Below are 24,280 nucleotides of genomic sequence, written 5' to 3'. Positions count from 1 at the left end.
ACCAAGGCACTCGCACTGCCCACCACACAGACCTGATCACAACACCGGCGACGAGCTCAACACGACCGCACACCAATCACGCACGAGGTCGTTAGAACCCACCCACCTCACTCCGAAGGCCCAGGCCGCGTACGCTCCCCGGCGAGAGGGGGGCTCCATGGAAGCGCTTGGGTTGTTGTTCGTTGCTGTCGTCTGTGTTGTTTCCCTGGTCACGCCTCTGCTCGTGGTGGTCACCGTCATAGCGGTCACAGACCGGCGCAGATCGGCGGCGCAGGGCCCGGCCATCGCGGCCCTGGAGAAGGCCGAGCGGGACGAGCGGGACCGTGCCTTTCCTAGGCCCGATCGGTAGGCGATCAGCGGGGAGTGAGGGGGAGCGCGGGGGTTTTTCGCCGTGCACTTCTTCGACCGCGCCCTGGTCGACGCCCTCGCAGAGGGCTGGGTGCTGAGGGAGGTGCACGCCTTCGAGGAAGGCGAGCTGCCGCGCCGCCTGTGGCGGATCACCCAGAGCCTGCCCCGCTGACCACCACCGATCCGTCCGCCCCCGATCCGGCGATCGGCGGATCGGGGGTTTCAGTCATGAGCTCGAGGCCCGTACAGGCCTCCCGGGTGGCCCACTGCCCCGTCCGCACACAGCACGGCATCCGACAGTTCGAACAACTCATCGCGCCGGGCGGTCAGACACTCGTAGAACTCGGCCCGGAAGTGTGACGCGTCCGCGAACGCTCCCTCCGGACAGCATCAGGCAGCAGACTCACTCTCACGGCCTTCGTCGTGGTCACGTGCACCTTGGTCGGAGCACATGGTCAGACGAAGGCCGCCCGCACGTCCGGTGAATCCCGAGGGGAGCCACCCAGTTCGAGGAGTCGTTCGAGGCCTGGAGATGAAGAGGCTCAGTCGGGCAGCGCCACGGTGAGGTCCACCTCGATGAGCCGCCCTGTGAAGCTGAGTTGCGCAACGCCCAACAGCGTGCTGGCGGTGGTGAACGCCTGACCGAGGGCTGATTCGGTAAGCCGACGCCATGCGATCCCCAGAGTGTTTCTGTCGTCGCTCCGCACGTAGATCACGGAGCGCACCACATGTTGCGGCTCCGCACACACTGCGGTCAGGGCAGCGAGTGCGTTCGCGACAACCTGGTCGACTTGCACCTCAACGGATCCGGAACCGACGAGGGAACCGCTCCGATCGAGCGGGCACTGCCCTGCCAGGTAGGCCGTACGAACGGTCTCCACCACGGTGATGTGGTGATAGCCGGGCGTCTTATGCAGCTGCTCGGGGTTGATACGAGTGATCTTCGCAGTCATGTCCGCGTCCACAATGCTGGCTGACCCTCCGCGGAGAAGAACGAGGCATGCCGGACGGGTGGCTCAGGTGTGCTCGGATACCAGCATGGCTCGCGTGCCGGGGGTCCTGGTGCACATGATTGAGGAGACCGCGCGGCACGCCGTGCCACCCTGACATTCTGCGCGAGCAGATCGACGGCAGCACAGGGCGCTGACGCCCGCCGCCGAGGGGCGACAATTGATGTTGCGTGGGAAGCGTGGCGCTTGCATCATCCCTGGATGGACGACACACCAAACACATTCCCAACTGCTCTGCCCGCGTTGCGCGTTGCGGCGCGTGAGGCGGCTTCACCAAGCTCGCGGTGGCCGGGCCGGCAGAACGAGGCCGCCCGGCTGGCCGTCCAACGGCAGGTTCGCCGAGTCCGGCCTCAGCTGCTCGGCAGGTCGCAGCGGTCGATCAGGCCGCCGCGAACCGCGGAGTTGATGGCCGCCGTGCGCGAGCGGACGTGGAGCTTGGCGTAGATGTTGCTGAGATGTCTTTTGACAGTGCCCACGGAGATGTAGAGCTTCTCCGCGATCTGCGCGTTGCTGGCACCGTCCGCCGCCATGGTGAGGATCTCCAGCTCCCGGTCCGACAGCAGATGGCCCAGCCGGGTGTCAAGCCATTTCAGCGCGTTGCGCGGGATCGAGATGACCACCCGGTCGGGGTCGAGCGTCACCGCACGGATGATCGCGACCAGTTCCTGTCGGCCCACGCCCATCGCGAGGCAGGCGCCCACACCGAGCGCCAGGAGGCGGTGAATGGTCTGGGCACTGCGATCGGTGAGGACGACCACCCTGGTGCCGGGGAAGCTCTGCAGCAGGCGCCGGATCGCCTCCTCCAGCCCAGAGGCGAAGGAATCGATGACTATCAGCACCACATCTGGGCTGCAGTCGCTCATCGACCGCATGATGGTGTCCTGGCTCTGGGCATCTACGGTGTTGCCGACCAGCCGCAAGCGGGTGTCGTCGCTTGCCAGCAGCTCCGAAAGGCCCTCACGAAACAGCGTGTTGGCGGCAACTAAGAGGATGCTGATTTCCTCTCTGACGCTTCGATTCACTTTCGCCTCCAACGTCCCTGCCGGAAGTGGCCTCGCCAATCTTTCGGGGGCCAGGACTCCACACGGGACGACTCTTCGTTGTGGCGGTTAGGTGAATGGCACAGACAGGCCCGTGCGGGCTTTCCCGCGTTGCGCCAAGCCTCCCAACACTTGGCGCCGCATCCCACCATGACAGCCGGTCAGTCGCTGCCGTCTGCCGTCGACTGGGCATGAAACGCGCGCCAGGTCGTCTTCGTGCTGTGGGCGTTCCTGCGGAATCCCCATGTGTCGGAGAGGTACTGCACCAGCCCCGCCTGCGCTCTTCGTACTGCCGGGCTGCCGAGGCAACGGATTATCTGGGGAGCCGTCCTCGACCTCGAGGCGCAGTACGCCGTCGGCGTACTGCAAGGCGAATCCGACGGCTCCGTGCGGTGCGTGCTGCACGGCGCTGGTGACCAACTCGCCAGCCACGGCCGGGGCGTCCTGGACGAACGACGCCAGCCCCCACGGGGGCAGGTGCTCTGCCACCAGGTCGCGGGCCGCCTTGGGAAGGGTCCCGGTCCGGCAGTCGGCCGGAAGGAGGCGGGTCTCGACCTTGGGCGTGACGGCCGAACCTGAAGCGGCCGCGCTCGGGGGACGGCTGGTGACAGTTCCGGTCATCGCGAACCTCTCAGATGTAGGACTGTTCGCTGCCGTCGGTTTTCGGGGTCGGGAGGGGCGGCCGCAGCACCGCGGTCATACCCTTGTGGCAAGATCTGAAGGATATCGCTATACCAGTACCGCGACTTGGGGAGAAGGTAGCGGCAACGCCGCGGCAGGACAACTGCTGTGGCGAAATTTGAGGCGGCCCATTGCGTATCAGTATGGGCCCGTGCCGCGATCGTGGGCGGTGCCGCCCGGGTGGTCCGCCGGGCGTGGCCGGGAGTGGGACGAGGCCCACGGAGCCGGCAGCTCACGAGCACGGGATGAAATGAACCGCACACTCACGGCGGCACGGCCCCGCGGAGCGGGAAAAGAATGCGCCCAGGTGTGTACGGCGGGAGGTGCATTCCACTACATCTCCCGGCCCATTCCGGCGCATGACGACTGCTTTTTTGTTGCGGCGCCCCGGGGAGCCCGCTTAGCGTGTGGGCCACGTTGGCCGTGGCGAATGGAGGCCGCTATGCGTCTCGAATTTCGTGGGGTAGCTTTTCACGGATTCTCCCCAGAGGGAGAAGAGCAGACGTCGTGAAGCAAGTCACGCTCGATGAGTTCATCGACCTGATCGAGGCCTATGTGGGCGGGCCGGGTGAGGAAGATTTCGACGGCGGTGTCATCGACGTTCTCTTCGAGCGGCTCGGCTATGACTCGCTCGCCCTGCTCGAACTCATCAGCCAGGTGCAGCACGAGTACGGAATCGACCTGTCGGACGACTTCCTCGGCGAGATGAAGAGGCAGACGCCCCGGCAGGTGGTGGCCAGGATCAACGAGCTTGTCAGCTCCCATACGCGGGCCGGTACAGAAGGGGAGTTTTGTGGTCACGAAGACGACTGACCCACAACCGGCTTCGGGCATCGACGTCATCTCCGACCATGCGACCTGGCAGGTGACGCTGCTGGCGAGTGCCGGCTGGCTGTCGCGCATCGTCCACGACTTGGCGGAGCTGGGGTCGCGGACATTTTCATGGGCGGGCCGCTGCCGGTGAGCGCCTTGGGAAGGCCAGTGCGCACGAGGCGTTGCCTGCACCGCGTCCTGCGGTGTGCCGCATCGGTCGGGATATTCGCCGAACCCCGGAGAAGGTCTTCGCGATGACGGAACTGGCCGATGGCCTGCGCTCCACGAATCCGTACGGCGTCGTGCCGATGGTGAAGTGTAACGAGATGGAGATGACCGCGCGCCTGTTCGACGAGGTCTTGCACAGCGTGCGGACGGGCGTTCCCGCCTTGGAGAAGGCCACGGTCTTTCGGTTTCCCGAGCACTTCGAGCGGAATCCGGATGAACGTGCTTTCTTCGACGAGTTCATGGCCTTCTGGAGCCGCCAGTACATGGACGGCTCGCCCCACGTCGAGCGCTTCGACCGCTACGAGAGGATCGCCGACCTCGGCGGCGGATTCTTCCTCGCCCAGCTGCTGGGCAGGAACCCTAAGGTGAAGGGGTATCTCCTCGACTCCCCGGACGCCGTAACCAGGGCCGGACCGGTGCTGTCGGAGCACGGGGTGGCCGACCGGGCAGATCTCTCGCACGAGGCGGACAGTTGATGGCCCGTGGTCCCACGGTGCGGCCGCCGACCGCACCGGTGAAGCCGCGGGCGCGTTCGCGGTTCGGCGGCGCCGCCGACGACTGGCTCGGGTGCGGCGGCTGTGGCGAACTCGTCTACCGGCGGCAGGCGGTGGGAGAAGGCCCTCAAGGTGTGCCCCGAATGCCGCCACCACGCCCGACTGGGGTCGAGGAGCGGCTGAACCTGCTGCTCGATCCGGGGTGGACCCGATTCGGGGCCGAGGTGGGCACCGAGGGACCTCCTCGGCTTCGTCGACACGGTGCCGTACTCGCAGCGGCTCGCGGACAGCCGTCAGCGCGCACCGGCAACGCCGACGCCGTGGTGTGCGGAGGGCACCATCGCAGCCCTGCCCGTCGTCACCGCCGCGCTCGACTTCGCGTTCCTGGGCGGAAGCATCGGCAGCGTCGCGGGCGAGCTGATCGCCCGCGCCGCCCGCCGGGCCGCCGCGATGTCCGATCCGACACCGAGATCCTCACTGTCGTACGCAAGTTTGGCGGTATACGGGAGCAGGGGCTGCTGCCGCGTGACTGGCAGGAGCGGTTCCTGTCCTGCCTGCGGGCCGACTTCGAGCTGAACAACACCTATCTGGCGCGGCCGGCCACCGGATCGCCTGCCCGGTGTCGGCCTTGGCTGGGGATGCCGACCCGGCGGTCGCACCGGCCGAGTTGCTGCCGTGGCGGGACGTTGCCGAGGCGACGTTCCGCCTGCGATTGTTCTGCGGCGACCACTTCTACCTCGCGGACCCGTCGCCGAGCCGCGTGGCCGCGATCCGCGAGGACCTGCTGGTCCCGTCTTTCGACCACGACTGCTGACCGGCTAGTCTCCGGTGTCTCCGGGTGCCGGGGCGTCAGCCTCCCGGGCGGCGCTCCAGCGCGATCACCGGGATCTGCCTGGTCGTCTTCGCCTGGTACTCGGCGAGGAACGGATGGTCCTGCGCGGCCCGCGAGAACAGCCGGTCCCGTTCCTCGCCCGCCGTGACGAAGGCGACTGCGGTGTAGCTCTCGGTGCCCATCTCGACGGTGACCTCCGGACGGGCCACCAAGTTGTGGTACCAGTCGGGATGCCTCGACGCCCCGGCGCTGGAGGCGAACACGAGCAGCCGGGCTCCGTCGCGCACATACATCACCGGCGTGGTGCGCTTGCGGCCGGTACGGGCGCCGGTGGTCGTGAGCAGGAGCAACGCCCGGCCCGCCAGCGCGCCGCCGACCGTGCCGCCCCGGGCCCGGAACTCCTCGATCACCCGCCGGTTGTGCTCCCTGATACTGCTCACGGGCCCTCCGAGGTTCGCTGGTGTCGCCCCGGTGCCATGTCCTCGATGTCCGCCCACAGCTCGCGTTCCGCGGGCGAGGCCGGTGCGTCGAGGGCGAGCCGCTCCGGATGACCCTGCGGCGGCTCGTCGAGGCCGGTCGTGTTCTCCGCGCCGGTCGTGGCCTGCGCCGTGCCCAGGGCGGGTTCTCCTCTGTTTTCCCGGGCAAGCTCGGTCCGCAGGACCTTCGGCCACAGGATTGGCGCGTACAACGCGCCCGCCCAGCACATTCCGGCGCGAAGAAACGACCAGGGCGCGGACCGGCGGACCGCACGGAGCCGGCGGATGAATTGGCGGATGCGCCGCGGGTGTACGGCGGGCGATGTATCTCGCTGCATCTGGAGTCCCATCCTTCTTCGCCCGGACCCGAGTTCTTTGCGGGGCCAGGTGGGGGCACTTAGCGTGTGGTGCGTTGTCCAAACGAAAAGGTGCGGAACGGAGAGCCGGAAATGACCAGCAGGATCGAGAATTCGGTGTTCATCGACGCGCCGCCGGAACTGGTCTGGCGCATGACTAATGACGTGCGCTCGTGGCCGGAGCTGTTCACCGACTACGCGTCGGTGGACGTGCTCCACGAGGACGGCGACACCGTCCGCTTCCGCCTCACCATCCATCCCGACGAGGATGGCGTGGCGCGCAGTTGGGTGACCGAGCGGACGGTGGACCCGCGGACGAGGAGCGTGCGCGCGCATCGCCTCGACCGCGCCCCGTTCGTGTTCCTGAAGATGCACTGGGAGTACACCCCGGAGGGGGACGGCACTCGGCTGTGGTGGCGGCAGGAGTTCGCCGTGCGGCCAGACGCCCCGTTCGACGAGGCGACAGCGGTCGCGCACATCAAGGACAAGTCGCTGCTTGATATGACGGTCATCAAGGAGAAGACCGAGGCCGCGGCGGCGGTGGACCGGGAGTCCGCCGATCCCGCCTGACCGTCTGTCTGCCCGCCCCGAAGTCCGGCCGGAGCCCGGTCGTTCCCTACCGACGGGGCTCCGGAGCCGGCGGGGACCGCTCCGAAACCCGCCGGCGGCTGCGGGGGCCAAGCCCCTTCGGACCGGGCCTGGTTCACGCCCGGTGGTTCACGCCTGGTGGGTGAACCAGTAGCTGTCCAGCAGCACGTCGGACCCGATCAGCACCCTGCGTGCGAGCGGCAGCGGTCTGTCGCGGGGGGAGAGTTCCGCCAGGTGCGCACGCTGCTGCATGCGGGCCCCGAGGAAGCCGCGAATCTGTTCGGGGGTGCGCCGCCGCGGGCCGACCGACGACCATTCCAACGGGTGCCGGCGGCCGAAGTGGACCAGTACGTAGTCGGCGCCTGGCGCGAGCCAACTCCACAGCCGCTGCCGGTAGACGGCACGCTCCCGCCGCGCCAGGACGTGCAGGCAGCCACAGTCCAGGACGAGATCGAACGTCTGCGACGGCGTGTAGGCAAGCACGTCCGACTCGACGAGTTCGAGGGCCACCCCGGCCTCGTCAGCGCGCGCCCTCGCCATCGCCAGTGCCTCGGGAACGAAGTCGACGCCGGTCACCTCGAAGCCCTGCCGGGCCAGCCACACCGAGAACGCGCCCGCACCGCACCCGAGGTCGAGCGCGCGCCCGGCGCTTCCCCGGGCCCGCACCACCTCGGCCAGCAGCGGCGGCGGCCCGTCACGGTGCCACGGCAGCGCCTCCGGGCGTCCAGCGCCCCGGTACACGTCCGTCAGACGTCTTTTCTCCAGCAAACCCATCGGTCCTCCAGATGCCGCGACTACGGCCGCGCCATACGCTATGCGGCGGCGCCTTATTCCGACAACTGAAAATGGCATGAGGGGCAAGGGAAGAGACGATGGATGTAACTGGCCTGCACCTTCGGCTGACGCAATATCAGCACATTGGAGGTTGCCCTTTCCGCCCGCCGCCGACGACACTGTAGGAAATGGTTCCGGCCGACCGCGCCACGCATTCGTGATAACCCGGCATTCGCGATAACCGGAAGACGCGCGAAAGCAGGTCTGCTCCGAGGAATCGCCGCTCCCGATCTGTGGTGGCTTTCGATATGACGATGAGTGACGGAATGTCCGTCGAGCGCATGGGCAAGGTGAGCCCGCGGCTGCGGGTTGCGCCGCCGATGGACGGCATAATCGGCACCCCGGACTGTTCCTTCCTGATGGGTCAGTGGTCGGACCAGGGAGGTCCGCCTGGGCCCCCGCGGCTGATCGCGCCGCCGCACATCCACCACCGCGAGGACGAGATCTGGTACGTGCTCGACGGCACGCTCCGCTTCCGGCTCGGCGAGGAGGAGCTCGAAGCGCGCGCCGGCTCCGCCGTGCTTGGGCCGAGGGGGGTACCGCACACGTTCTGGAATCCCGCTTCTGACCCGGCGCGCTATCTCATCGTCATGACGCCGAACACGGCGTGTCTGTTTGAGGAGTTCCAGTCGCTGCCGGACCGCGAGCCCGCGACGCTGCGGACTCTGTTCCGCCGCTACGACTGCGAACTGCTCATCTGACCCGCGCCCGGACCGGAGCCCGGCGTGCCTGCCAGACCGCCCAACCGAGCACCGTCGCCAGTGCCAAGAGAGGCACCGGCAGGCTGCCGAGGACGAACGCTCCCAACGCGTAGTCGAGCGCGGGCACCACGGCGGACAGGGCGAACAGCCAGCGGGGCGGACCCCGGTGTCTCGCGGACGCTCGCGCGGTGTCCGCCCATGGGGTACGCGGCCACGGCTTCTCGACCGATACCCACGTCTTGAAGCCGATCGCGGACAGCATCAGCAGGCCGATCGCCGAGCTGGCCCGCCGGCCCGTGCTGACCCCGCCCCGCGGCCCTCAGGCATGCGTCCCCCAGCGGCTTCGCCAGGTAGGCCAGGACGTGCAGATCGAGCATCACCCCATCGAATACGCGCTGACCCGGGTCCCCGGGTCGTCGGCGGCCGCCCCGAAGGCGGTCAGGACGAGCATTGCCAGGACCTGGCTCATCCATCCGATGGAGGTGATGACGTGCAGCGTCAGCAAACGGCGGGTCACGCCTCACAGCTGGTCATCGCCGAGGCTGTAGCAGCCCGTACCCTTCAAGCAGGCTCGATCGGGCATGAGTGGCAGCCCCGGGACACCGGTGCCGCTGCTCGCCTTCGCTGCTAATTAAGAGCTGCGATCAGGATCGCTACAGTACGGGCGTGCAGGTGGGCACCCGGTCGGGCTGTAAACTCCGCGTCCAGCCAGGAAGTTCGGATGCGACTCGTAGCAGCCTGCCCATCAAAGGGCTCTCCACGACTCCGTCGGCCGGCCTTCCGGGGCGCCCCATGACTGCTGATTAAGAGTGGCGACTCGATCGCTCGTACGGACTTGCCGGTGGGTGCCCCTACTGTCTGATGATCGTTGTATCTACAGCCTGGAAGGCTGGATGCGACTTTCAAACGCCTGCCCAGTAGAGGGGCTCATCGAGACTGCGTCGGCCAGCCTTCAGGCCACCCTCACTAACTGATTAAGAGCTGCGATTCGATCGCTCGTACGGACTTGCTCCAGGGGTGGCCCGGCGCCCCCGTCCGTGATCGAGCTGGAGAAATAAGATGACGCAGCGGCCACCACAGGTATGGGCCGGGATCGACGTAGGAAAAGGACATCACTGGATCACGGTGGTCGACAGCGACGGAGAGTCGCTGTGGAACCGCAAGGTGGTCAACTCCGAGTCCGACATTCTGGCCGCATTCGGTGAGGCCATGGGCATGTCCGACCATGTGACCTGGGCTCTCGATCTCATTGACGGCCCGGCATCTCTGCTCTTGGGAGTCCTGGCTAGTCACGGCCAGAACCCGCGGTACGTCACCGGCTCGAAGTTCGCGGCCTTCAAGAAGAGCTTTAGCGGTCAGGGCAAGACCGACCTGAAGGACTCATACATCATTGCCGAGTTCACCCGCTGCCTTCGACGTCAGACGGTCCCTGTACCGGCACCGCCCAGGCTGACGAAGGAACTCGTGCTGATCCTGGCCCACCGCAACAGCCTGTCAGCCGAACGCACCAGGACCATCAACCGCATGAGGGCTCTCCTGACCAGCATTTTCCCGGAACTGGAGCGGTCCTTCGACTTCGCCCAGTCCGCAGGGCCGCTGGTCCTCCTGTCCGGATTCCAGACGCCAACGTCCATCCGGCGCATGGGCGAGAGCAGGCTGACTGCCTGGCTCGCCAAGCGCGGGGTGAGGAAGGCAGCAACCGTCGCGGAGAAGGCCGTAACAGCCGCCAAGGCCCAGGAATCAGCGGCCAGTGAAGAAGACCTGGCGGCCGAGCTGGTGGCCGAACTCGCCCAAAAGATCACGGAGATGAACAGCCGCCTGAAGGAGCTAGAGAAGAAGGTCAAGGACCTTCTCTCCCAGCACCCCCAGGCGCCCATCGTCCTTTCCATGCCCGGATTCGGCGGAGTTCTCGCGGCCGAACTGCTCGCGGCGATTGGCGACATCTCACGGTTTCCGACCGCTGGGCGGCTCGCTGTCGCGTCGGGAATGGCCCCAGTCTCCCGTGACTCCGGATCGAACACGGGGAACCGTCGGCGCCCGACTCAGTACAGTCGCCCGCTCCAGCGGGCGTTCTTCCTGTCGAGCCAGGTCGCGTGCTTGACCGCGGGGACGTGGGAGAACGAGATGTACCTGCGCAAGTACAAGGGCTACACGCACGACAAGGGCCGTCACAAGAAGGCCGTGATCGCTGTCGCTCGCCAGCGAGTCTCCGTCCTGTGGGCCATGCTCCGCGACGGCCGGCTCTATGAGAGGGAGTACAACCCCACCCGTGAGAAGGCGGCCGGAGAGGGTCAGGCTGCTTGACTAAACCCATTAAGAGTCGTGGAAGTACCGGATGCCGTGGGGGCGGTGACAGGTGGCCGGCAGCCGGTCCGGTTTCTTCTCCTCGGCCCAGCTGGAGCCGTGCAGAGCCGGATCGACAGCGGTCCGAACTCGTCGAACGCGGAACACCGGTCCGGGAACCGGCTGTCACATGCTCGATGCGGTCGAGTTTGGTGTCCTTGTCGGGGTCTTTGGACTCCTTCCAGGCGCGTGGTCCGCTGGAAGGAGATCCCGTGCTCGCACAGGATCTGCCGCAGCCGTTCCCGGCCGACGTTCACCGTCCGGACGAACGCTCTGCTGCAGCTTTTGCCCCCTCTTCATCGGTCCACCGTCGCGCTCTGACCGGCTCTGCCCTGTACGACCTCACCCTCAACAGCGACCACGTTGCAATCGAGAGTGAGACCGACAGACCCCCATGCCGCGAACATCGACCGGCGTGTCACCAGACCCGGCGAACGTTCGTGGTCAACGCACAAAATGGTCGAGCAGTTCAACCTTCCCCAGACGGCGACCTACCGCGACGCCTGCCGCCTTGTGGGCGAGCTGACGAGCAAGCACCTCGGCGCGAGTGTCGAACTCACATTCGGGCCGGGTACGACACGCGGCTCTGCGTACGGCGCAGCTCGTGGACGGAACGTACATCGTCTGCCGCGCGAGTCCCGGTCCATCGACTCGGCATCCTCCTGCACGAACTCGCGCACCTGCTCCTGAGCCATCGGCCCGCCACGCTCGACCCCCGCGAGGGGTGCGCCGCTTCGCGCCACATCTGCCGGGCAAGCTGGCGCGACTGCTCGCCGGCGGATGACCCATACCCAGGACGAGGAACGGCAGGCAGAGTTCCGTGAAGCCCATCTGGTGCAGGATGCGCCAGGTCTGCGCCGGGCTGAAGCGGACATGGAAGCGCCGCGCGATCACGGTGGCCACCCGGGCCAGCGTCCACCGCTGGTCCTCCGTCCAGCCGTGTGCAGCCGGACCCTTCTCCAGCTGTGCCGCCAGCCAGGCCCGCCACTCGGGCCTCATCCGTGACGGACGGCCGGACGGCCCCTTGGACCGCAGTGCCTCGATCCCGCCCTGGCGCCAGCGGGCATGCCAGGCGTAGGCAGACTTCGGGGAGACCCGCAGTCGCCGCGTGACCTGCGGCGGCGTCACCCCTTGCGCGAATAACTCGGCGGCCTCAAACCGCACTTGCTCCCTCTGGGCCCGCTGCTTCGCGGTGAGGCCGCCCCCCATCGGGATACCGCAGGTCACAGGGATACACCCACCATCGGCACCACGGTCACCCCTCAACCGAAAACCTCAGTAGCGGCGGCGGACCGCCGATGGTGGCGCGTGTGCGGAAACGGCACACGGGTCGCGGCACGCGTCCCGCGTGTACCCTGCTGCTCCGTGTGTGCGCGCACAGGTTGAACTGAGGCTGGCGCAGGTCCCGTGATACCTGACACCCACCCACTTGGACAACCGAGGAGGCCCCTTGTCCGAGGTCGTCCCTACCCGGCGCACGGGGCTGCACTCCGCGGACCTCCCCGGTCCGTTGGACAGCTTCGTCGGGCGAAAGTGGGAGCTGGGCGAGTTGAAACGGCTGCTGGGGCAGTGCCGGCTGCTCACTCTGCTCGGGCCTGTCGGCGTGGGCAAGACGCGGCTGGCGGTCGAGCTGGCGTCCCGTCAGGGCACCTGCGTCGACGGGACAACGTACGTCGATCTCTGCTCGTTAACCGCCCCCGAGCTTCTGGCTCCGGTTGTCGCCGCCGCGCTGGGAGTCCTTGAGCGGCCCGGCGAGCCCGTCACCGACACGATGGCCGCCGCGCTGAGTGACCGCCGCGTGCTGGTACTGCTCGACGGCTGCGAGCACATCATCGAACCGTGTGCCCGACTGGCCGACACTCTGCTGCGCCGCTGCCCGGGCGTGCGAGTGCTGGCGACCAGTCAGGAGTCGCTGCGTGTGTCTGGCGAGGTCACGTTCGCGGTCGGCCCGCTGTCCCTGCCGGACCCCGGAGGCGCGGGCATGGCCTCGGAGGCGCCGGGGTCAGACGCGGTGCGGCTGTTCGTGGACCGAGCGCGCGAACAGGTGCCTTGCTTCGAGCTGACGGCCGCCAACGCGGGGGCCGTCGCCGACATCTGCGCGAGGCTGGACGGCATGGCGCTGGCGGTGGAAATGGCCGCCCGTTGGGTCAGGCTGTTGCCCGTCGAGGAGCTGCTGGCCCGGCTCGACGACCGCTTCACCCTGCTCACCGTGGCGCCCAGGACCGCCGCCGGCCGCCACCGGGGTCTGCGGGCGGCCATCGACTGGAGCACGCAGCTGCTCGAAGCCCGCGAGGAGGCCGTCTTCCGTCGGCTGTCGGTCTTCGACGGGGGGTTCGACCTGGCCGGGGCGACTGCGGTCTGCGCTGACGACGACATCCCGCACAGTGCGGTGCTTACGGCGATGTCCGGCCTGGAGGCCAAGTCCCTGGTGGCCCCGGCCGGCGAACGGCGGCGCAGCGCGCGCTTCTTCCAGTTGGAGTCGATCCGCCTGTACGGGCTGGAGCGGCTCCATGCTGCTGGTGAGTCGGAGGCGGTGCACGACCGCCTGGCAACCTGGCTGGCCAGATTCGTCGAGTCCCTCCCCGAGCGGGTGTTCGCCAGTGCGGACACGCTGCGCAGACTCGACGACGAGCGCGGCAATCTGCTGCGGGCCGCCGCGTGGACGGCCGGCCGCGGTGACGACCGCCATGCCCCGCTCGCCGTTGCCGCAGCCCGGTGCACCTGGGAGCACGGGGACACCTCCGAGGCGTGCGCCCTGCTGAGGTCCGCCCTCGACCACGCGCACACCGGTCCGCGCCATCGCAGCTCCGCACTGCAGCAGGCGGCGTGGCTGGACTGCTGGCAGGGTCGGCACGGTGAGGGGCTGGCCGCGGCCGAGGAGGCGGTCGCGATCGAGCGCACTCTCGACCGCCCCCTCGTCCTAGGCGAGGCCCTGGGAGTTCTTGGACTGGTGCGGATGGCCCGCGAGGAGTTTGCCGTGGCCCGGTCCTGCTTCGAGGAGAGCCTGGAGACGGTGCGGCCGCTGGCATGCCCGGGACACACGGCGCGCTGGCTGCACAGTCTCGCCTGGGTCACCCTGCGGGCCGGGGACGTCGCCCGGGCGGCCGACCTGCTGGAGGAAATACTGCCGGTCATTCGGGGGGAGAGCGAGTCGACCCTCCTGGCCGCCGTCCTGCACACCGTCGGCGCGCTGGACCTGACCCGGGGGGACACGTGGAACGCGGAGACCTGGTTCAAGGAGTCATTGCAGGCCAGCTGCAACGGCTACGAAACACCGCGCGCACTCGAGGGCTTGGCGGTCACGGCAGCACGGCAGGGGCACGACGAGCGGGCGCTGCGCCTGGCCGGCGCGGCCTCGGCGATCCGCGGGATACGCAGGGAACCGGACCCCGTGTGGCGGCACTGCGTGGAACTGGTCATCGACGAGTGCCGTCGCCGGCTCGGCCGCTCCAAGGCCGACAACGCTGTGGCTGCCGGGTGCCGACTGGCTCCCAAAGGCGCTCTTGCCTACGCTCTGGAGGACGTGTGGAACGGGCAGGGGTTCGCCGCCGGTACGGCGGGTCCCTGCCTCACCGAGCGGGAACGCGAGGTTGCCCGGCTGGTCGCCGACGGGATGACAAACCGCCAGATAGCCCTCCGGCTCCATGTCTCCCCGCGCACCGTCGACGCACACCTGCAGCACATCCGGGACAAGCTCAGCGTCCGGTCCCGGGCTCAGGTCGCAGTGTGGGCGGCGGCGGGGCATCTGGCCCTGCCCAAAGCTGCGGGCACCGATCCGGCGCGCGAGAGCACCCTGCCGGACTGACGGCCTCGGCGCGCGCGCCGACGGGCGTCTGAAGGCCACTCCTCCTATCCTCCTGGCCCGGCTCAGCCGGTGCCGGCGTCCGCTCCCTCTGGGCGCCATCGTGCCGAACACCGGTCCGCAGGAGGCCTTGAGCACCGCGGAGCGGCCGATCCCGATGTCCGTGAGGCCGACGGCGCACCACAGGTGTACGACGGTCGGCGCCCGCGTTCGCGGAGAAGGTCGCCGACGTGGTCGGTCTCATGAGGGCGGCAAACAGGTTGGTGGCGTCGTGGCGGCGTTGTGCGGCGCGCCCATTCGAAGCGCCCACACACGGTACGCCGAGTTCGCGGCGCGGTAGGGCTCCAACTGGCAGAGGCAGCCAGGGAAACCCGGTCGCTGGGACCCCTTTGGGGTCACACGGCATGGACGCGGCCGCGTATTTCTCCGGGGTCAAGCACGCCGCTCCACCTCCCTTTGACTCGGAGGCTTCCGCCGAGCCCCTCTTGGACCTGGACAAGATCACTGCTGGCGTGTGGGTGACCGGGGCGGCTTTCCGAGCGACTGGGACCGTAGCCCGCGTCGGGCAACTATCCGGAGACCACCCGCCTGCAACTACCCTCTGGCCGCCGCCCAGCTCGCCCGATACGGGTACTCGCCCGCCTTGGACGCCGACGCCGCGGCGACAGCGGCCGGAGCCCCAGGAGAAGGGGCTCCGGCCGCTGTAGGACCCGGCCGACGTCACCAAGGCGCACATCGAGGCCTTCCATGCCTGGATGTCGACACACCCAGGCCCACGGAATACGCGCAGTCAGCGGAGCCCGCAATGTGTGGGAACGGCCCCAGGGTTATGAAGTCGACCGCCCACTCGGTGAGCCGAATCCACCTCACACTTTACTGTGGCGCGCGCCGGTAGGCGAGCGAAGAGAAGAATGCACCGGATATGTACGGCGCGCGGTGTATTCAGCTACATCTCCTGTCCAATCCTGCTTCTTTCCGGGTGGTCTTTGTTGCGGAGGTTGATGGCGGGCGCCTAACGTGTGAGCCCAGTTGGCCGCGGCAGTTGCCAACCGTTAGGCGCCTCCTTCTGTGTGAATTCCCCTTCTCCGAGAAGAGTATGAGGTCATGAAGGAGATCACGCTTGGTGAGTTCATCGATCTGATCGAGACTTATGCTGGCGGGCCGGGTGAGGAAGATTTTGATGGCAGCGTCATCGATGTGTTGTTCGAGCATCTCGGGTACGAATCCCTCGCGCTGCTGGAGCTCGTCAGCCAAGTGAAGCACCAGTACGGCGTCGACCTGTCGGAGGATTCCCTCGGCGATATGAAGTCGCGTACACCCCGGCAGGTTCTGGGCCAGATCAACGAGATCATCAATTCTGCCGATCCTGGTGAAAGGCCGGCGAAGGAGGAGAAATCCATGGCCGCGAACAAGAGTGACGCGAAGCCGAATCCGACCATCAATTTCATACCCGACCACGTCCGGGCGTGGCAGGTGACGCTGCTGGCCAGTGCCGGCCGCCTGTCGCGTGTCGTCCATGTCCTCGCGGAGCTCGGTGTCGCGGATGTCCTCGAGGACGGTCCGCTGCCCGTCGGCACCATCGCAGAGAAGACCGGCGCGCACGAGGAGTCGCTGTACCGCATCCTGCGTTGCGCCGCTTCGCTCGGGGTGCTCGCCGAAGGGCCCGAGCGGGTTTTCGGAATGACCGAGCTGGCCGACGGCCTGCGCTCCGCCAACGCGTTCGGCGTCCTGCCGATGGTGGGGTACAACGACATGGAGATGACCGCGCGCCCCTTCGAGGACATCCTGCACAGTGTCCGGACGGGTGCTCCGGCCTTTGAGAAGGCCCATGGAATGCCGCTTTCTGAGTACTTCGAGCGGCACCCTGAGGCGCGGACGTTCTTCGACGATTTCATGGCCTTCTGGAGCCGTCAGTTCATCGCGGGCTCGCCCGACGTCGACCGCCTCGACCAGTACGGCAGCATCGCCGACCTCGGCGGCGGCGACGGGTTCTTCCTGGCGCAGCTTCTGCGCCGGAACCCGAAGATGAAGGGCTACCTGCTCGACTATCCGGACGCGGTGGCCAAGTCCGGGGCGATCTTCACGGAGCACGGCGTGGCCGACCGGGTCACCGTCGAGGGCGGCGACCTCGACACCGCCCCGATCCCGGGCTCGTACGACGCCTACCTGTTCAAGGGCGTACTGCACTGGATGTCGGACGAGGCCGCGGAGAACGTCCTGCGGAAGGTCCGGGCCGCGATCGGGAACACCGACGCCCGGCTGCTGGTGATCGACTGGGTGCTCAGGCCGGGCAACGACTGGGACCACTTCAAGTTCCTCGACATCGACATGCTGGTCCTCTACGGAGGGCGGGAGCGCACGCTGGAGGACTGGACACGGTTGCTGGAGCACACCGGTTTCACTCTGCTGAAGGGGCCGTGGCTCTCCCACTGGCAGATGCCGCTCCTTGAATGCAAGGCCGTATGACATCCCGTCAAGCAAGGACGCGGTAATGCCTGCCAGTCCCTGCTACGGCCAGCTGAAGGACATCCTCGCGGAAAAGGTCGGCCTTCACGGTGAAATGGTCGACAGGTCGCCGACGGCCACCCTCGCCGAACTGGGCGTCGACTCCCTCGGTGTTCTCGAATTCGAGGTAACCGTGAAGGAGAGGTTCGGTGTTGCACTGCCGGACACCACGGTGGAGATGAGCATCGAGCAGATCGTCGATTTCGTTACCAACGCGCTGAAGGAGAGCTCGTCATGACCAGCAAGACCGACAACTCGGTATTCATCGACGCGCCGCTCGAACTGGTCTGGCGCATCACCAACGACGTACGCTCGTGGCCCACCCTCTTCACCGAGTACGCGGCCGTGGACGTGCTGCACGAAGAAGGCGACACCATTCGTTTCCGGCTCACCATGCACCCGGACGACGATGGCACGGTGTGGAGCTGGGTGAGCGAGCGAACGATGGACCCCCGGACGAGGACCGCCCGTGCTCACCGCGTCGAGACCGGCCCGTTCGAGTTTATGAAGCTCCACTGGGAGTACCTGCCGGAAAACGGCGGGACCCGGATGCGCTGGCAACAGGAGTTCGCGGTGAAGGAGAGCGCGCCGTTCGGCGAGGCGGGCGCCACCAAGCACATCAACGAGAACACGCTGACCCAGATGGCGGTCATCAAGAAGAAGGTCGAAGCCGCGGCGGCAGCGCAGGGCAAGACACCCGATCTGGAGAAAAGCGGGCGGTGACTTCCCCGCGCGGCTGCCCGAGGGGCATCGGCCCACGGCGTGATCCAAGCGAGCGAACCGGACGGCTCACATGACAGATGATCGCACGATGTACGACTGGTTTTCCGCTGCCGCAGCCCGGTACGGCCACGAAGTGGCGCTCGAAGCCGGTGGTGACCGCCTGACCTACGCCGAACTGGAGTCGCTCGCCGCAAATCTGGCAGCCGACATCGTGGAGACCAACGAGCGCCCGCCCGCCGTCGTGGGTTTGTGCGCCGACCGCACGGTGGCGACCTACGCCGGATATCTGGCGATCCAGCGGCTTGGCGCCGTCGTTGTGCCGCTCAATCCGGCGTGGCCGAAGGTGCGCAGTGAAACGGTCGCGGCGGCGGCAGGCGTCGACCTGGCGGTCTCGGCGGATGCGCGCCTCAGCCTCCCGCAGACCACGCTCCACGCGGGCGAGGCCCGGCTGGGGCGGCTGCGCAGGAGACCAGTGCCCGACCTGCCAGAGGTGACGACGTCGCCGGACGGCGTGGCGTACATCCTGTTCACCTCCGGCTCCACGGGGACACCGAAGGGCGTGCCGATCAGCCATCGGAACGTGTCCGCCTACCTCGGCCACGTCATCCCGCGCTACGAGCTCGGACCGGGCAGCAGGGTGACGCAGACCTTCGAGACGACCTTCGATCTCTCGGTGTTCGACCTGTTCGCCACCTGGGGGTCGGGCGCGACACTCGTCGTGCCCGCACGGGCCGACATGCTGGCGCCCGCCCGCTTCGTCGCACGGGAGCGGATCACGCACTGGTTCTCGGTGCCGTCGGTCGTCTCGGTCGCGCTCCAGCTCGGCCGGCTGCCGAGCGGTAGCATGCCCGGCCTGCGGTGGAGCCTGTTCTGCGGCGAGCAGCTCACCCTGGAGCAGGCGCACGCGTGGCGGGCGGCCGCCCCGGGCAGCGTCGTCGAGAACCTCTACGGGCCGACCGAGCTGACCCTCACTTGCACGCAGTTCCGGCTTCCCCGCGACGCCGAGGACTGGTCGGTCCCGGCGAACGGAACGGTGCCCATCGGCACGCTGTACCCCGGCCACGAGCAGCTCATCGTCGACGACAGCGGCCGGCCCGCGAAGACCGGCGAGCTGTGCGTGCGGGGACCGCAGCGCTTCGCCGGCTATCTGGATCCGGTCGCCAACACCGGCCGTTTCATGAGCTTCGACGGCCGGCGGGCGACGGTGTGCGGCGGCGACGGACCGGTCGAGGACCCATGGTGGTACCGCACCGGGGATCTGGTGCGGCGCGAGGGGGTCACGCTGGTCCACCTCGGGCGCCTCGACCACCAGGTGAAGGTGCACGGATACCGGGTGGAGCTCGGTGAGATCGAGTCGGCGCTGCGCGAGCAGGCGGGGGTGCGGGACGCGGTCGTCGTCACGGTGCCGGACGCGCACAGCCGGTCGGTGCTGCACGCCGTGTACACCGGCGAGTGCGAGGGCGGCGAGAAGCGCCACGGCGAGCGGCTGGACACCGCGCTGCGGCACCGTCTGCCCAGGTACATGGTGCCGCGCTCCTTCACCCGGCTCGACCGGTTCCCCCTCAACATGAACGGCAAGATCGATCGCTCGGCGATCGTCAAGACGCTGCAATGAGACAACGAATCGCTGTCGTGACACAACGTCAAGGGATGTCGCCGGATGGTGGGTGAGTGGATATGAACCGGGAATCGCTGTTCGGAATGATGCAGGCGTACAAGCAGACGAGTCTGCTGCGGGCCGGTATCGAACTGGGAGTCTTCGACCAGTTGGCCGACGGCCCCACCGACGCCGAGAAGGTCGGCGCCGGCATCGGGGCGAGTCCGCGGGGCACGAGGACCCTGCTGAACGCGCTGGCGGCCATCCGCGTCGTCGAGATGGACGGCGGGCGTTACTGGCTGCTGCCGGAGACCGCGGAGCTTCTGGTCCGGGACCGGCCCGGCTACGTCGGCGGAGTGGTGCATGTGTTCGCCGGCGACCGGGAGTGGGACGCGCTCAAACGGATCGGCGACGCCGTACGCCACGGCCGGACCGTCCTCGACGAGAACGCGGAGACGCCGGAGTACGACTACTGGGAGGATTTCGCCTCCCACGCCACGGTGTTCGCCGAACCGACCGCCGCGACCCTGGCGGACGAGATCGAGCCGTGGGCGAGCGGGCGGCGGGAACTGAAGGTCCTCGACCTGGCATGCGGCCACGGCGTGTACGGATACACGGTTGCGCAGCGCTACAAGCAAGCCATGGTGTGGTCGCTGGACTGGGAGAACGTCCTGGCGGTGACCGCTGAGAACGCCATGCGCATGGGCGTGGTGGCGCGGGCGCACTACCTGGCCGGCGACATGTTCCAGGCACCCCTCGGCGGCCCCTACGACCTGGTCCTCGTCACCAACGTGCTGCACCACTTCTCCGAGGCCCGCGCGACGGAGTTGCTGAAGCGGGCGGCGTCAGTGCTCAAGCCGGACGGGCGGCTGGGGGTCGTGGGAATTACCACCTCCGGCAAGCCGCCCGCCGAGGATCCCACGCCCTACCTGTTCGACATCCTCATGCTGGCGTGGACCTCGGAGGGGAACGTCCACTCCGAGCAGGCATACGACCGCATGCTGGCCGCGGCGGGACTCGGAGGCGTCGCCCACCGCCCGGTGCCGGGGCTGGCCTTCCACGTGGCCGTGGCGGCGCCGGCCGGCGCCGCCACGGCCGTCGCGGAAACCGGGCCGGCCCGGTGAAGGGCCCGCGGAAGGTCTCGGTGGGCGACGTCGTGCCGAGCAGGCGGCTCGGCGGCGCCATCCGGGCGCTGTTGACCCCGGCCTCGGTGGGGGCGAGATCGGGCTTCCTGGGCACGGTGACCCTGCAGCCGGGGGAGTCGGTCGCCACGCACTGCCACCCGTACTCCGACGAGTTCCTCTTCGTCGTCCGGGGCAGTTTCGCGCTGCGCATCGACGAAGAGGACTCCGCCGCCGAAGACGGTGACGCGGTGTTCATCCCGCGCGGCACGCGGCACCGCTACGAGAACAGAAGCGACCTGACGGCCGTGGCCGTCTTCCAGATCACGCCGCTCGCGCCCAGCCCGGAGCTGGGGCACGTGGAGGTGGATCCGGTTCCGAATGCGGCGGAGCCGCCGCCGTCCGTAGGAGGGTGAGCGATGCGCAGAGTGGTACTCACCGGGATAGGCATATGCGCCCCGGGCGGTGTCGGCCAGAAAAGGTTCTGGAACTTCATCACGTCCGGTCAGACCGCGACACGCCCCCTCTCGCTGTTCGACGCGAGCCGGTTCCGTTCCCGGATAGCGGCCGAGGTCGACTGGAACCCGGCCGCGGAGGGCTTCTCCGAGCACGAGGCGGACAAGTTCGACCGCATGGTCCAGTTCGCGATCGTCTCGCTGCGCGAGGCCATGCGTGACAGCGGCCTGGACGACGACCCGCCTTCCCCGGAACGCGTCGGGGTCAGCGTCGGCACCGCCATCGGTTGCAGCATGGGCCTGGAGAGCCAGTACGTGACCGTCAGCGACAGTGGCAAGCATTGGCTCGTCGATCACGAGCGGGCGGCTGACTGGCTGTTCGACTACTTCGTGCCCTCGTCGCTGGCGCGCGAGGTCGCCTGGAGGGTGGGCGCCGAGGGACCGACCACCGTCGTGTCCACGGGGTGCACCTCGGGGATGGACGCGGTCGGCCACGCCTTCGAACTGGTCCGGGACGGCTCGGCCGACGTCGTGGTCACCGGGGCCTCCGACGCGCCGATCTCGTCGATCACCGTCGCCTGCTTCGACGCGATCAGGGCGACGTCGCCGAACAACGACGACCCGGCTCGGGCCTGCCGGCCTTTCGACCGCAACCGCGACGGCTTCGTCCTCGGCGAGGGCGCGGCGATCCTCGTTCTGGAGGAGTATGAACACGCCCGGCGGCGCGGCGCGCATATCTACGCGGAACTCGCCGGGTTCGCGACCCGGTGCAACGCCTACCACATGACCGGCCTGCGGCCGGACGGCCGGGAGATGTCCGAGGCGATCTCGGTGGCGATGAACCAGGCGCGCATCAACCCGGAGGACGTCGAGTACATCAGCGCCCACGGCTCGGGAACCAAGCAGAACGACCTCCACGAGACCGTGGCGTTCAAGAGGAGCCTCGGTCAGGCGGCCTACCGCACGCCGGTGAGCTCGATCAAGGCGGCGATCGGGCACGCCCTGGGCTCGGTCGGGGCGATCGAACTGGCCACGTGCGCGCTCGCCATCGAGCACGGCGCGGTGCCGCCGACGGCGAACCTGTACGAGCAGGACCCCGAGTGCGACCTGGACTACATACCCCGCGTCGCCAGGGACTATCGCGTCGACATCGCGCTCAGTGTGGCCAGCGGGTTCGGCGGGTTCCAGAGCGCCGGCATCCTGGTCGGCCCGCGGCGGTGGGCGCCATGAGCGACCGCCGGCGCGTCGTCGTCACGGGGGCCGGCGTCGTGGCACCGAACGGCCTGGGACTCGACGCCTACTGGGACGCGACGCTGGCCGGGCGCAGCGGTCTCGCGCGCTTCAGCCGGTTCGACCCGTCGTCGTATCCGGTGCACATCGGCGGCGAGGTACCCGACTTCGCCCCGCACGAGCACCTGCCCCGGCGGCTGGTCCCGCAGACCGACCGCACCACCCAGTTCTCCCTGGCGGCCGCGGAGTGGGCGTTGCGCGACGCCACACTGGACCCCGGGACACTCGGGGAGTACGACGTGGGCGTGATCACCGCGAACGCCTGCGGCGGATTCGAGTTCGGCCAGTTCGAGGTGCAGAAACTGTGGAGCGAGGGCCCGCATCGGGTCAGCGCCTACCAGTCCTTCGCCTGGTTCTACGCCGCGAACGCCGGCCAGATCTCGATCCGCCACGGCATCCGGGGCCACAGCTCGGTGGTGGTCTCGGAGCAGGCGGGCGGCTGCGACGCCCTGGCACACGCGCGCAGGCTGCTGCGCAACGGCACCCTGCGCGTCGCGATCACGGGTGGCATCGACGCCCCGCTGTGCCCCTACGGCCTGGCCGCCCAGATCCCCACCGGCCGGCTGAGCCGGGAGCGGGACGCGCGCCGCGCCTACCTGCCGTTCCACCGCGCCGCATCCGGGTACGTGCCGGGTGAAGGGGGCGCCCTGCTCACCCTTGAGGACGCCGAGACCGCGCGGGAGCGCGGCGCCGGCCGCGTGTACGGCGAGATCGCCGGCTACGCGGCGACGTTCGACCCGGCACCGGGCTCGGGGCGGCCCCCGACGCTGCGGCGGGCGATCCGGGCCGCTCTGGCGGACGCGGCGGTGGAGCCGCACGAGATCGACGTCGTCCTCGCCGACGCGGCCGGGCTGCCGGGCCTCGACGCGGCCGAGGCGGCGGCGATCACGAATGTCTTCGGACCGCACGGGGTCCCGGTCGCGGTGCCGAAGAGCATGACGGGCCGGCTCTACTCCGGCGGCGCGGTCCTGGACGTCGTCGCCGCGTTCTTGATGATGCGCGACAGCGTGATCCCGGCCGCGGCGCAAGAGATAGACGTCCCGCCCGAATACGAGATCGACGTGGTGGCCGGGGAGAGCAGGGAGATCCCTGTGCGCAACGCACTCGTCGTCGCCCGCGGCAACGGCGGATTCAACTCGGCGCTCGTCGTCCGCAGTGCCTGAACGGAGGAGGAAGCGATGGCTCACATCTCACCGGACCTCAAGTACTACACGCTCATCAACGTCTTCAAGGTGACCCCGGACAACCAGCGCCGGATGTTCGACGAGATCGCCCGGGCGAACGAGATCATCCGGAAGTTCCCCGGCTATGTGTCGGGCAACATCCACGTCGGCCACGCCGGAACGCGGGTCGTCAACTACACGCAGTGGCGCAGCAAGGAGGACTTCGACGCCATGCAGACGCACTCGGACGTCCAAGAGCACTTCGAGGCCTGCCAGCGGCTCGCCGACATCGACCCGATCTACTGCTCGGTGGAGTACGCGCACGAGGCAGACCACTGATGGTCCGCGGTCCCGCGGCGCCCGCATCCGCCGCGCCGAGGACGCACTCGCGGTTCGGCGGCGCCGAGGACGACTGGCTGCGCTGCGACGGCTGCGGCGCGCTGGTCTACCGGCGGCGGTGGGAGCGCAACCTCAAGGTGTGCCCGGAGTGCCGACACCACGCGCGGCTGGGCGTCGAGGAGCGGCTGGGCCTGCTGCTCGACCCCGAGGGGCTGAGCCGGTTCGGGGCCGAGGTGGCAACGAGGGATCTTCTCGGCTTCGTCGACACCGAGCCCTATCCGCGGCGGCTCGCCAAGAGCCGACGCCGCACCGGCAACGCGGACGCCGTGGTGTGCGGCACGGGCAGCGTCGAGGGGCTGCCCGTCGTCGTCGCCGCGCTCGACTTCGCGTTCCTCGGGGGAAGTATCGGCGGGGGGGGGGGGGGCGGGCACACCCCCCCCCCCCCCCCGCGCGCGCGCGCGACGGCAGCCCCGCGGCGCATCACGCCCGGCCGGTTGGGCCCGGATCGGTGGGCGGGGGTGGGGGGGTAGGAGGGGCCGCC

At 68.5% G+C, this 24,280-nt stretch carries 27 protein-coding genes and 2 pseudogenes; 20 read left to right on the top strand and 9 right to left on the bottom strand.

Features of this window, described 5'->3' with window-relative positions; all coding sequences use genetic code 11:
- Positions 1–157 precede the first annotated feature (157 nt).
- Together ACZ3H8_RS37245 and ACZ3H8_RS37240 are read left to right on the top strand one after the other, a co-directional pair.
- Entirely contained in the window at positions 158–349 is a 192-nt protein-coding gene (locus ACZ3H8_RS37245) for a hypothetical protein (RefSeq protein ID WP_467409354.1), read from the top strand.
- Positions 350–391: 42 nt separating this feature from the next.
- A complete protein-coding gene (locus ACZ3H8_RS37240; protein ID WP_467409352.1) occupies positions 392–520 on the top strand; it encodes a hypothetical protein in 129 nt (42 codons plus the stop codon).
- Positions 521–612: 92 nt separating this feature from the next.
- Here the strand turns inward: ACZ3H8_RS37240 and ACZ3H8_RS37235 are convergent.
- From ACZ3H8_RS37235 to ACZ3H8_RS37225, 3 genes and pseudogenes are all read right to left on the bottom strand, one after another.
- Positions 613–761, bottom strand: a pseudogene (locus ACZ3H8_RS37235) (NF041680 family putative transposase); the annotation flags it as partial.
- 129 nt (positions 762–890) lie between these two features.
- Complete coding sequence (locus tag ACZ3H8_RS37230; RefSeq protein ID WP_467409351.1) at positions 891–1,301, bottom strand: RidA family protein; 411 nt, start codon at positions 1,299–1,301, stop codon at positions 891–893.
- 407 nt (positions 1,302–1,708) lie between these two features.
- A complete protein-coding gene (locus ACZ3H8_RS37225) occupies positions 1,709–2,380 on the bottom strand; it encodes a response regulator transcription factor (RefSeq protein ID WP_467409350.1) in 672 nt (223 codons plus the stop codon).
- A 1,206-nt stretch (positions 2,381–3,586) separates the two neighbouring features.
- Here ACZ3H8_RS37225 and ACZ3H8_RS37220 point away from each other — a divergent pair.
- The 4 genes from ACZ3H8_RS37220 (at position 3,587) to ACZ3H8_RS37205 (ending at position 5,428) form a co-directional block, all read left to right on the top strand.
- Positions 3,587–3,892, top strand: a complete 306-nt coding sequence (locus ACZ3H8_RS37220; protein ID WP_467409348.1) for a phosphopantetheine-binding protein — start codon at positions 3,587–3,589, stop codon at positions 3,890–3,892.
- Positions 3,873–4,043, top strand: coding sequence for a hypothetical protein (locus ACZ3H8_RS37215; RefSeq protein WP_467409347.1), 171 nt, complete (start codon positions 3,873–3,875; stop codon positions 4,041–4,043). Before ACZ3H8_RS37220 ends, ACZ3H8_RS37215 begins: the two co-directional genes overlap by 20 nt.
- Before the next feature lie 103 nt (positions 4,044–4,146).
- The gene (locus ACZ3H8_RS37210) at positions 4,147–4,596 is read left to right on the top strand and encodes a hypothetical protein (RefSeq protein ID WP_467409346.1); all 450 of its coding nucleotides are present in this window, start codon (positions 4,147–4,149) and stop codon (positions 4,594–4,596) included.
- Positions 4,597–5,242: 646 nt separating this feature from the next.
- A complete protein-coding gene (locus ACZ3H8_RS37205) occupies positions 5,243–5,428 on the top strand; it encodes a hypothetical protein (protein ID WP_467409344.1) in 186 nt (61 codons plus the stop codon).
- 35 nt (positions 5,429–5,463) lie between these two features.
- Here ACZ3H8_RS37205 and ACZ3H8_RS37200 read toward each other — a convergent pair whose 3' ends face one another.
- Both ACZ3H8_RS37200 and ACZ3H8_RS37195 read right to left on the bottom strand, forming a co-directional pair.
- Positions 5,464–5,886 (bottom strand): nitroreductase/quinone reductase family protein, encoded by a 423-nt coding sequence (locus ACZ3H8_RS37200; protein WP_467409342.1) that lies wholly within the window; start codon positions 5,884–5,886, stop codon positions 5,464–5,466.
- Positions 5,883–6,260, bottom strand: coding sequence for a DUF6059 family protein (locus tag ACZ3H8_RS37195; RefSeq protein WP_467409341.1), 378 nt, complete (start codon positions 6,258–6,260; stop codon positions 5,883–5,885). Before ACZ3H8_RS37195 ends, ACZ3H8_RS37200 begins: the two co-directional genes overlap by 4 nt.
- 111 nt (positions 6,261–6,371) lie before the next feature.
- On the opposite strand from ACZ3H8_RS37195, the gene ACZ3H8_RS37190 reads away from it, so the two are divergent.
- The gene (locus ACZ3H8_RS37190; protein ID WP_467409340.1) at positions 6,372–6,848 is read left to right on the top strand and encodes an SRPBCC family protein; all 477 of its coding nucleotides are present in this window, start codon (positions 6,372–6,374) and stop codon (positions 6,846–6,848) included.
- Between the two features lie 147 nt (positions 6,849–6,995).
- On the opposite strand, the gene ACZ3H8_RS37185 is transcribed toward ACZ3H8_RS37190, so the two are convergent.
- Positions 6,996–7,640 carry a class I SAM-dependent methyltransferase gene (locus ACZ3H8_RS37185; RefSeq protein WP_467409338.1) on the bottom strand — a complete coding sequence of 215 codons (645 nt, stop codon included), beginning with the start codon at positions 7,638–7,640 and terminating at the stop codon, positions 6,996–6,998.
- Positions 7,641–7,954: 314 nt separating this feature from the next.
- Between ACZ3H8_RS37185 and ACZ3H8_RS37180 the strand changes: the two genes are divergently transcribed.
- On the top strand, positions 7,955–8,401 hold the full coding sequence (locus ACZ3H8_RS37180; RefSeq protein WP_467409336.1) for a cupin domain-containing protein: 447 nt from the start codon (positions 7,955–7,957) through the stop codon (positions 8,399–8,401).
- On the opposite strand, the gene ACZ3H8_RS37175 is transcribed toward ACZ3H8_RS37180, so the two are convergent.
- Positions 8,394–8,663: a hypothetical protein gene (locus ACZ3H8_RS37175; RefSeq protein ID WP_467409335.1), complete on the bottom strand. Its 270-nt coding sequence runs from the start codon at positions 8,661–8,663 to the stop codon at positions 8,394–8,396. The two genes, ACZ3H8_RS37180 and ACZ3H8_RS37175, sit on opposite strands and share 8 nt — an antisense overlap.
- A gap of 114 nt (positions 8,664–8,777) precedes the next feature.
- Positions 8,778–8,918 carry a hypothetical protein gene (locus tag ACZ3H8_RS37170; RefSeq protein ID WP_467409333.1) on the bottom strand — a complete coding sequence of 47 codons (141 nt, stop codon included), beginning with the start codon at positions 8,916–8,918 and terminating at the stop codon, positions 8,778–8,780.
- Positions 8,919–9,460: 542 nt separating this feature from the next.
- Here ACZ3H8_RS37170 and ACZ3H8_RS37165 point away from each other — a divergent pair.
- On the top strand, positions 9,461–10,705 hold the full coding sequence (locus ACZ3H8_RS37165; protein ID WP_467409332.1) for an IS110 family RNA-guided transposase: 1,245 nt from the start codon (positions 9,461–9,463) through the stop codon (positions 10,703–10,705).
- An 858-nt stretch (positions 10,706–11,563) separates the two neighbouring features.
- On the opposite strand, the pseudogene ACZ3H8_RS37160 reads toward ACZ3H8_RS37165, so the two are convergent.
- Positions 11,564–11,966 (bottom strand): annotated as a pseudogene (locus tag ACZ3H8_RS37160) (helix-turn-helix domain-containing protein); the annotation flags it as partial.
- Positions 11,967–12,194: 228 nt separating this feature from the next.
- On the opposite strand from ACZ3H8_RS37160, the gene ACZ3H8_RS37155 reads away from it, so the two are divergent.
- The 11 genes from ACZ3H8_RS37155 (at position 12,195) to ACZ3H8_RS37105 (ending at position 24,269) form a co-directional block, all read left to right on the top strand.
- Complete coding sequence (locus ACZ3H8_RS37155) at positions 12,195–14,549, top strand: ATP-binding protein (RefSeq protein WP_467409331.1); 2,355 nt, start codon at positions 12,195–12,197, stop codon at positions 14,547–14,549.
- A 1,101-nt stretch (positions 14,550–15,650) separates the two neighbouring features.
- The gene (locus tag ACZ3H8_RS37150; protein ID WP_467409329.1) at positions 15,651–17,012 is read left to right on the top strand and encodes a methyltransferase; all 1,362 of its coding nucleotides are present in this window, start codon (positions 15,651–15,653) and stop codon (positions 17,010–17,012) included.
- A 25-nt stretch (positions 17,013–17,037) separates the two neighbouring features.
- On the top strand, positions 17,038–17,289 hold the full coding sequence (locus ACZ3H8_RS37145) for an acyl carrier protein (RefSeq protein ID WP_467409328.1): 252 nt from the start codon (positions 17,038–17,040) through the stop codon (positions 17,287–17,289).
- Positions 17,286–17,774 (top strand): SRPBCC family protein, encoded by a 489-nt coding sequence (locus ACZ3H8_RS37140; RefSeq protein WP_467409326.1) that lies wholly within the window; start codon positions 17,286–17,288, stop codon positions 17,772–17,774. Before ACZ3H8_RS37145 ends, ACZ3H8_RS37140 begins: the two co-directional genes overlap by 4 nt.
- 88 nt (positions 17,775–17,862) lie before the next feature.
- Positions 17,863–19,389 carry an amino acid adenylation domain-containing protein gene (locus ACZ3H8_RS37135; protein WP_467409325.1) on the top strand — a complete coding sequence of 509 codons (1,527 nt, stop codon included), beginning with the start codon at positions 17,863–17,865 and terminating at the stop codon, positions 19,387–19,389.
- Between the two features lie 62 nt (positions 19,390–19,451).
- Positions 19,452–20,495, top strand: a complete 1,044-nt coding sequence (locus ACZ3H8_RS37130; RefSeq protein ID WP_467409323.1) for a methyltransferase — start codon at positions 19,452–19,454, stop codon at positions 20,493–20,495.
- Positions 20,492–20,908 carry a cupin domain-containing protein gene (locus ACZ3H8_RS37125; protein WP_467409322.1) on the top strand — a complete coding sequence of 139 codons (417 nt, stop codon included), beginning with the start codon at positions 20,492–20,494 and terminating at the stop codon, positions 20,906–20,908. Before ACZ3H8_RS37130 ends, ACZ3H8_RS37125 begins: the two co-directional genes overlap by 4 nt.
- Before the next feature lie 3 nt (positions 20,909–20,911).
- Positions 20,912–22,177 carry a beta-ketoacyl-[acyl-carrier-protein] synthase family protein gene (locus ACZ3H8_RS37120; protein ID WP_467409321.1) on the top strand — a complete coding sequence of 422 codons (1,266 nt, stop codon included), beginning with the start codon at positions 20,912–20,914 and terminating at the stop codon, positions 22,175–22,177.
- Positions 22,174–23,400: a ketosynthase chain-length factor gene (locus ACZ3H8_RS37115; RefSeq protein ID WP_467409319.1), complete on the top strand. Its 1,227-nt coding sequence runs from the start codon at positions 22,174–22,176 to the stop codon at positions 23,398–23,400. The genes ACZ3H8_RS37120 and ACZ3H8_RS37115 overlap by 4 nt, the downstream gene beginning before the upstream one ends.
- A 15-nt stretch (positions 23,401–23,415) precedes the next feature.
- Positions 23,416–23,739: an antibiotic biosynthesis monooxygenase family protein gene (locus tag ACZ3H8_RS37110; RefSeq protein WP_467409318.1), complete on the top strand. Its 324-nt coding sequence runs from the start codon at positions 23,416–23,418 to the stop codon at positions 23,737–23,739.
- Positions 23,739–24,269: a hypothetical protein gene (locus ACZ3H8_RS37105; protein ID WP_467409317.1), complete on the top strand. Its 531-nt coding sequence runs from the start codon at positions 23,739–23,741 to the stop codon at positions 24,267–24,269. The genes ACZ3H8_RS37110 and ACZ3H8_RS37105 overlap by 1 nt, the downstream gene beginning before the upstream one ends.
- Positions 24,270–24,280: the final 11 nt, after the last annotated feature.

The organism is Streptomyces sp. NPDC002868, assembly GCF_055563295.1.
This window is presented reverse-complemented; position numbering and strand designations above follow the sequence as displayed.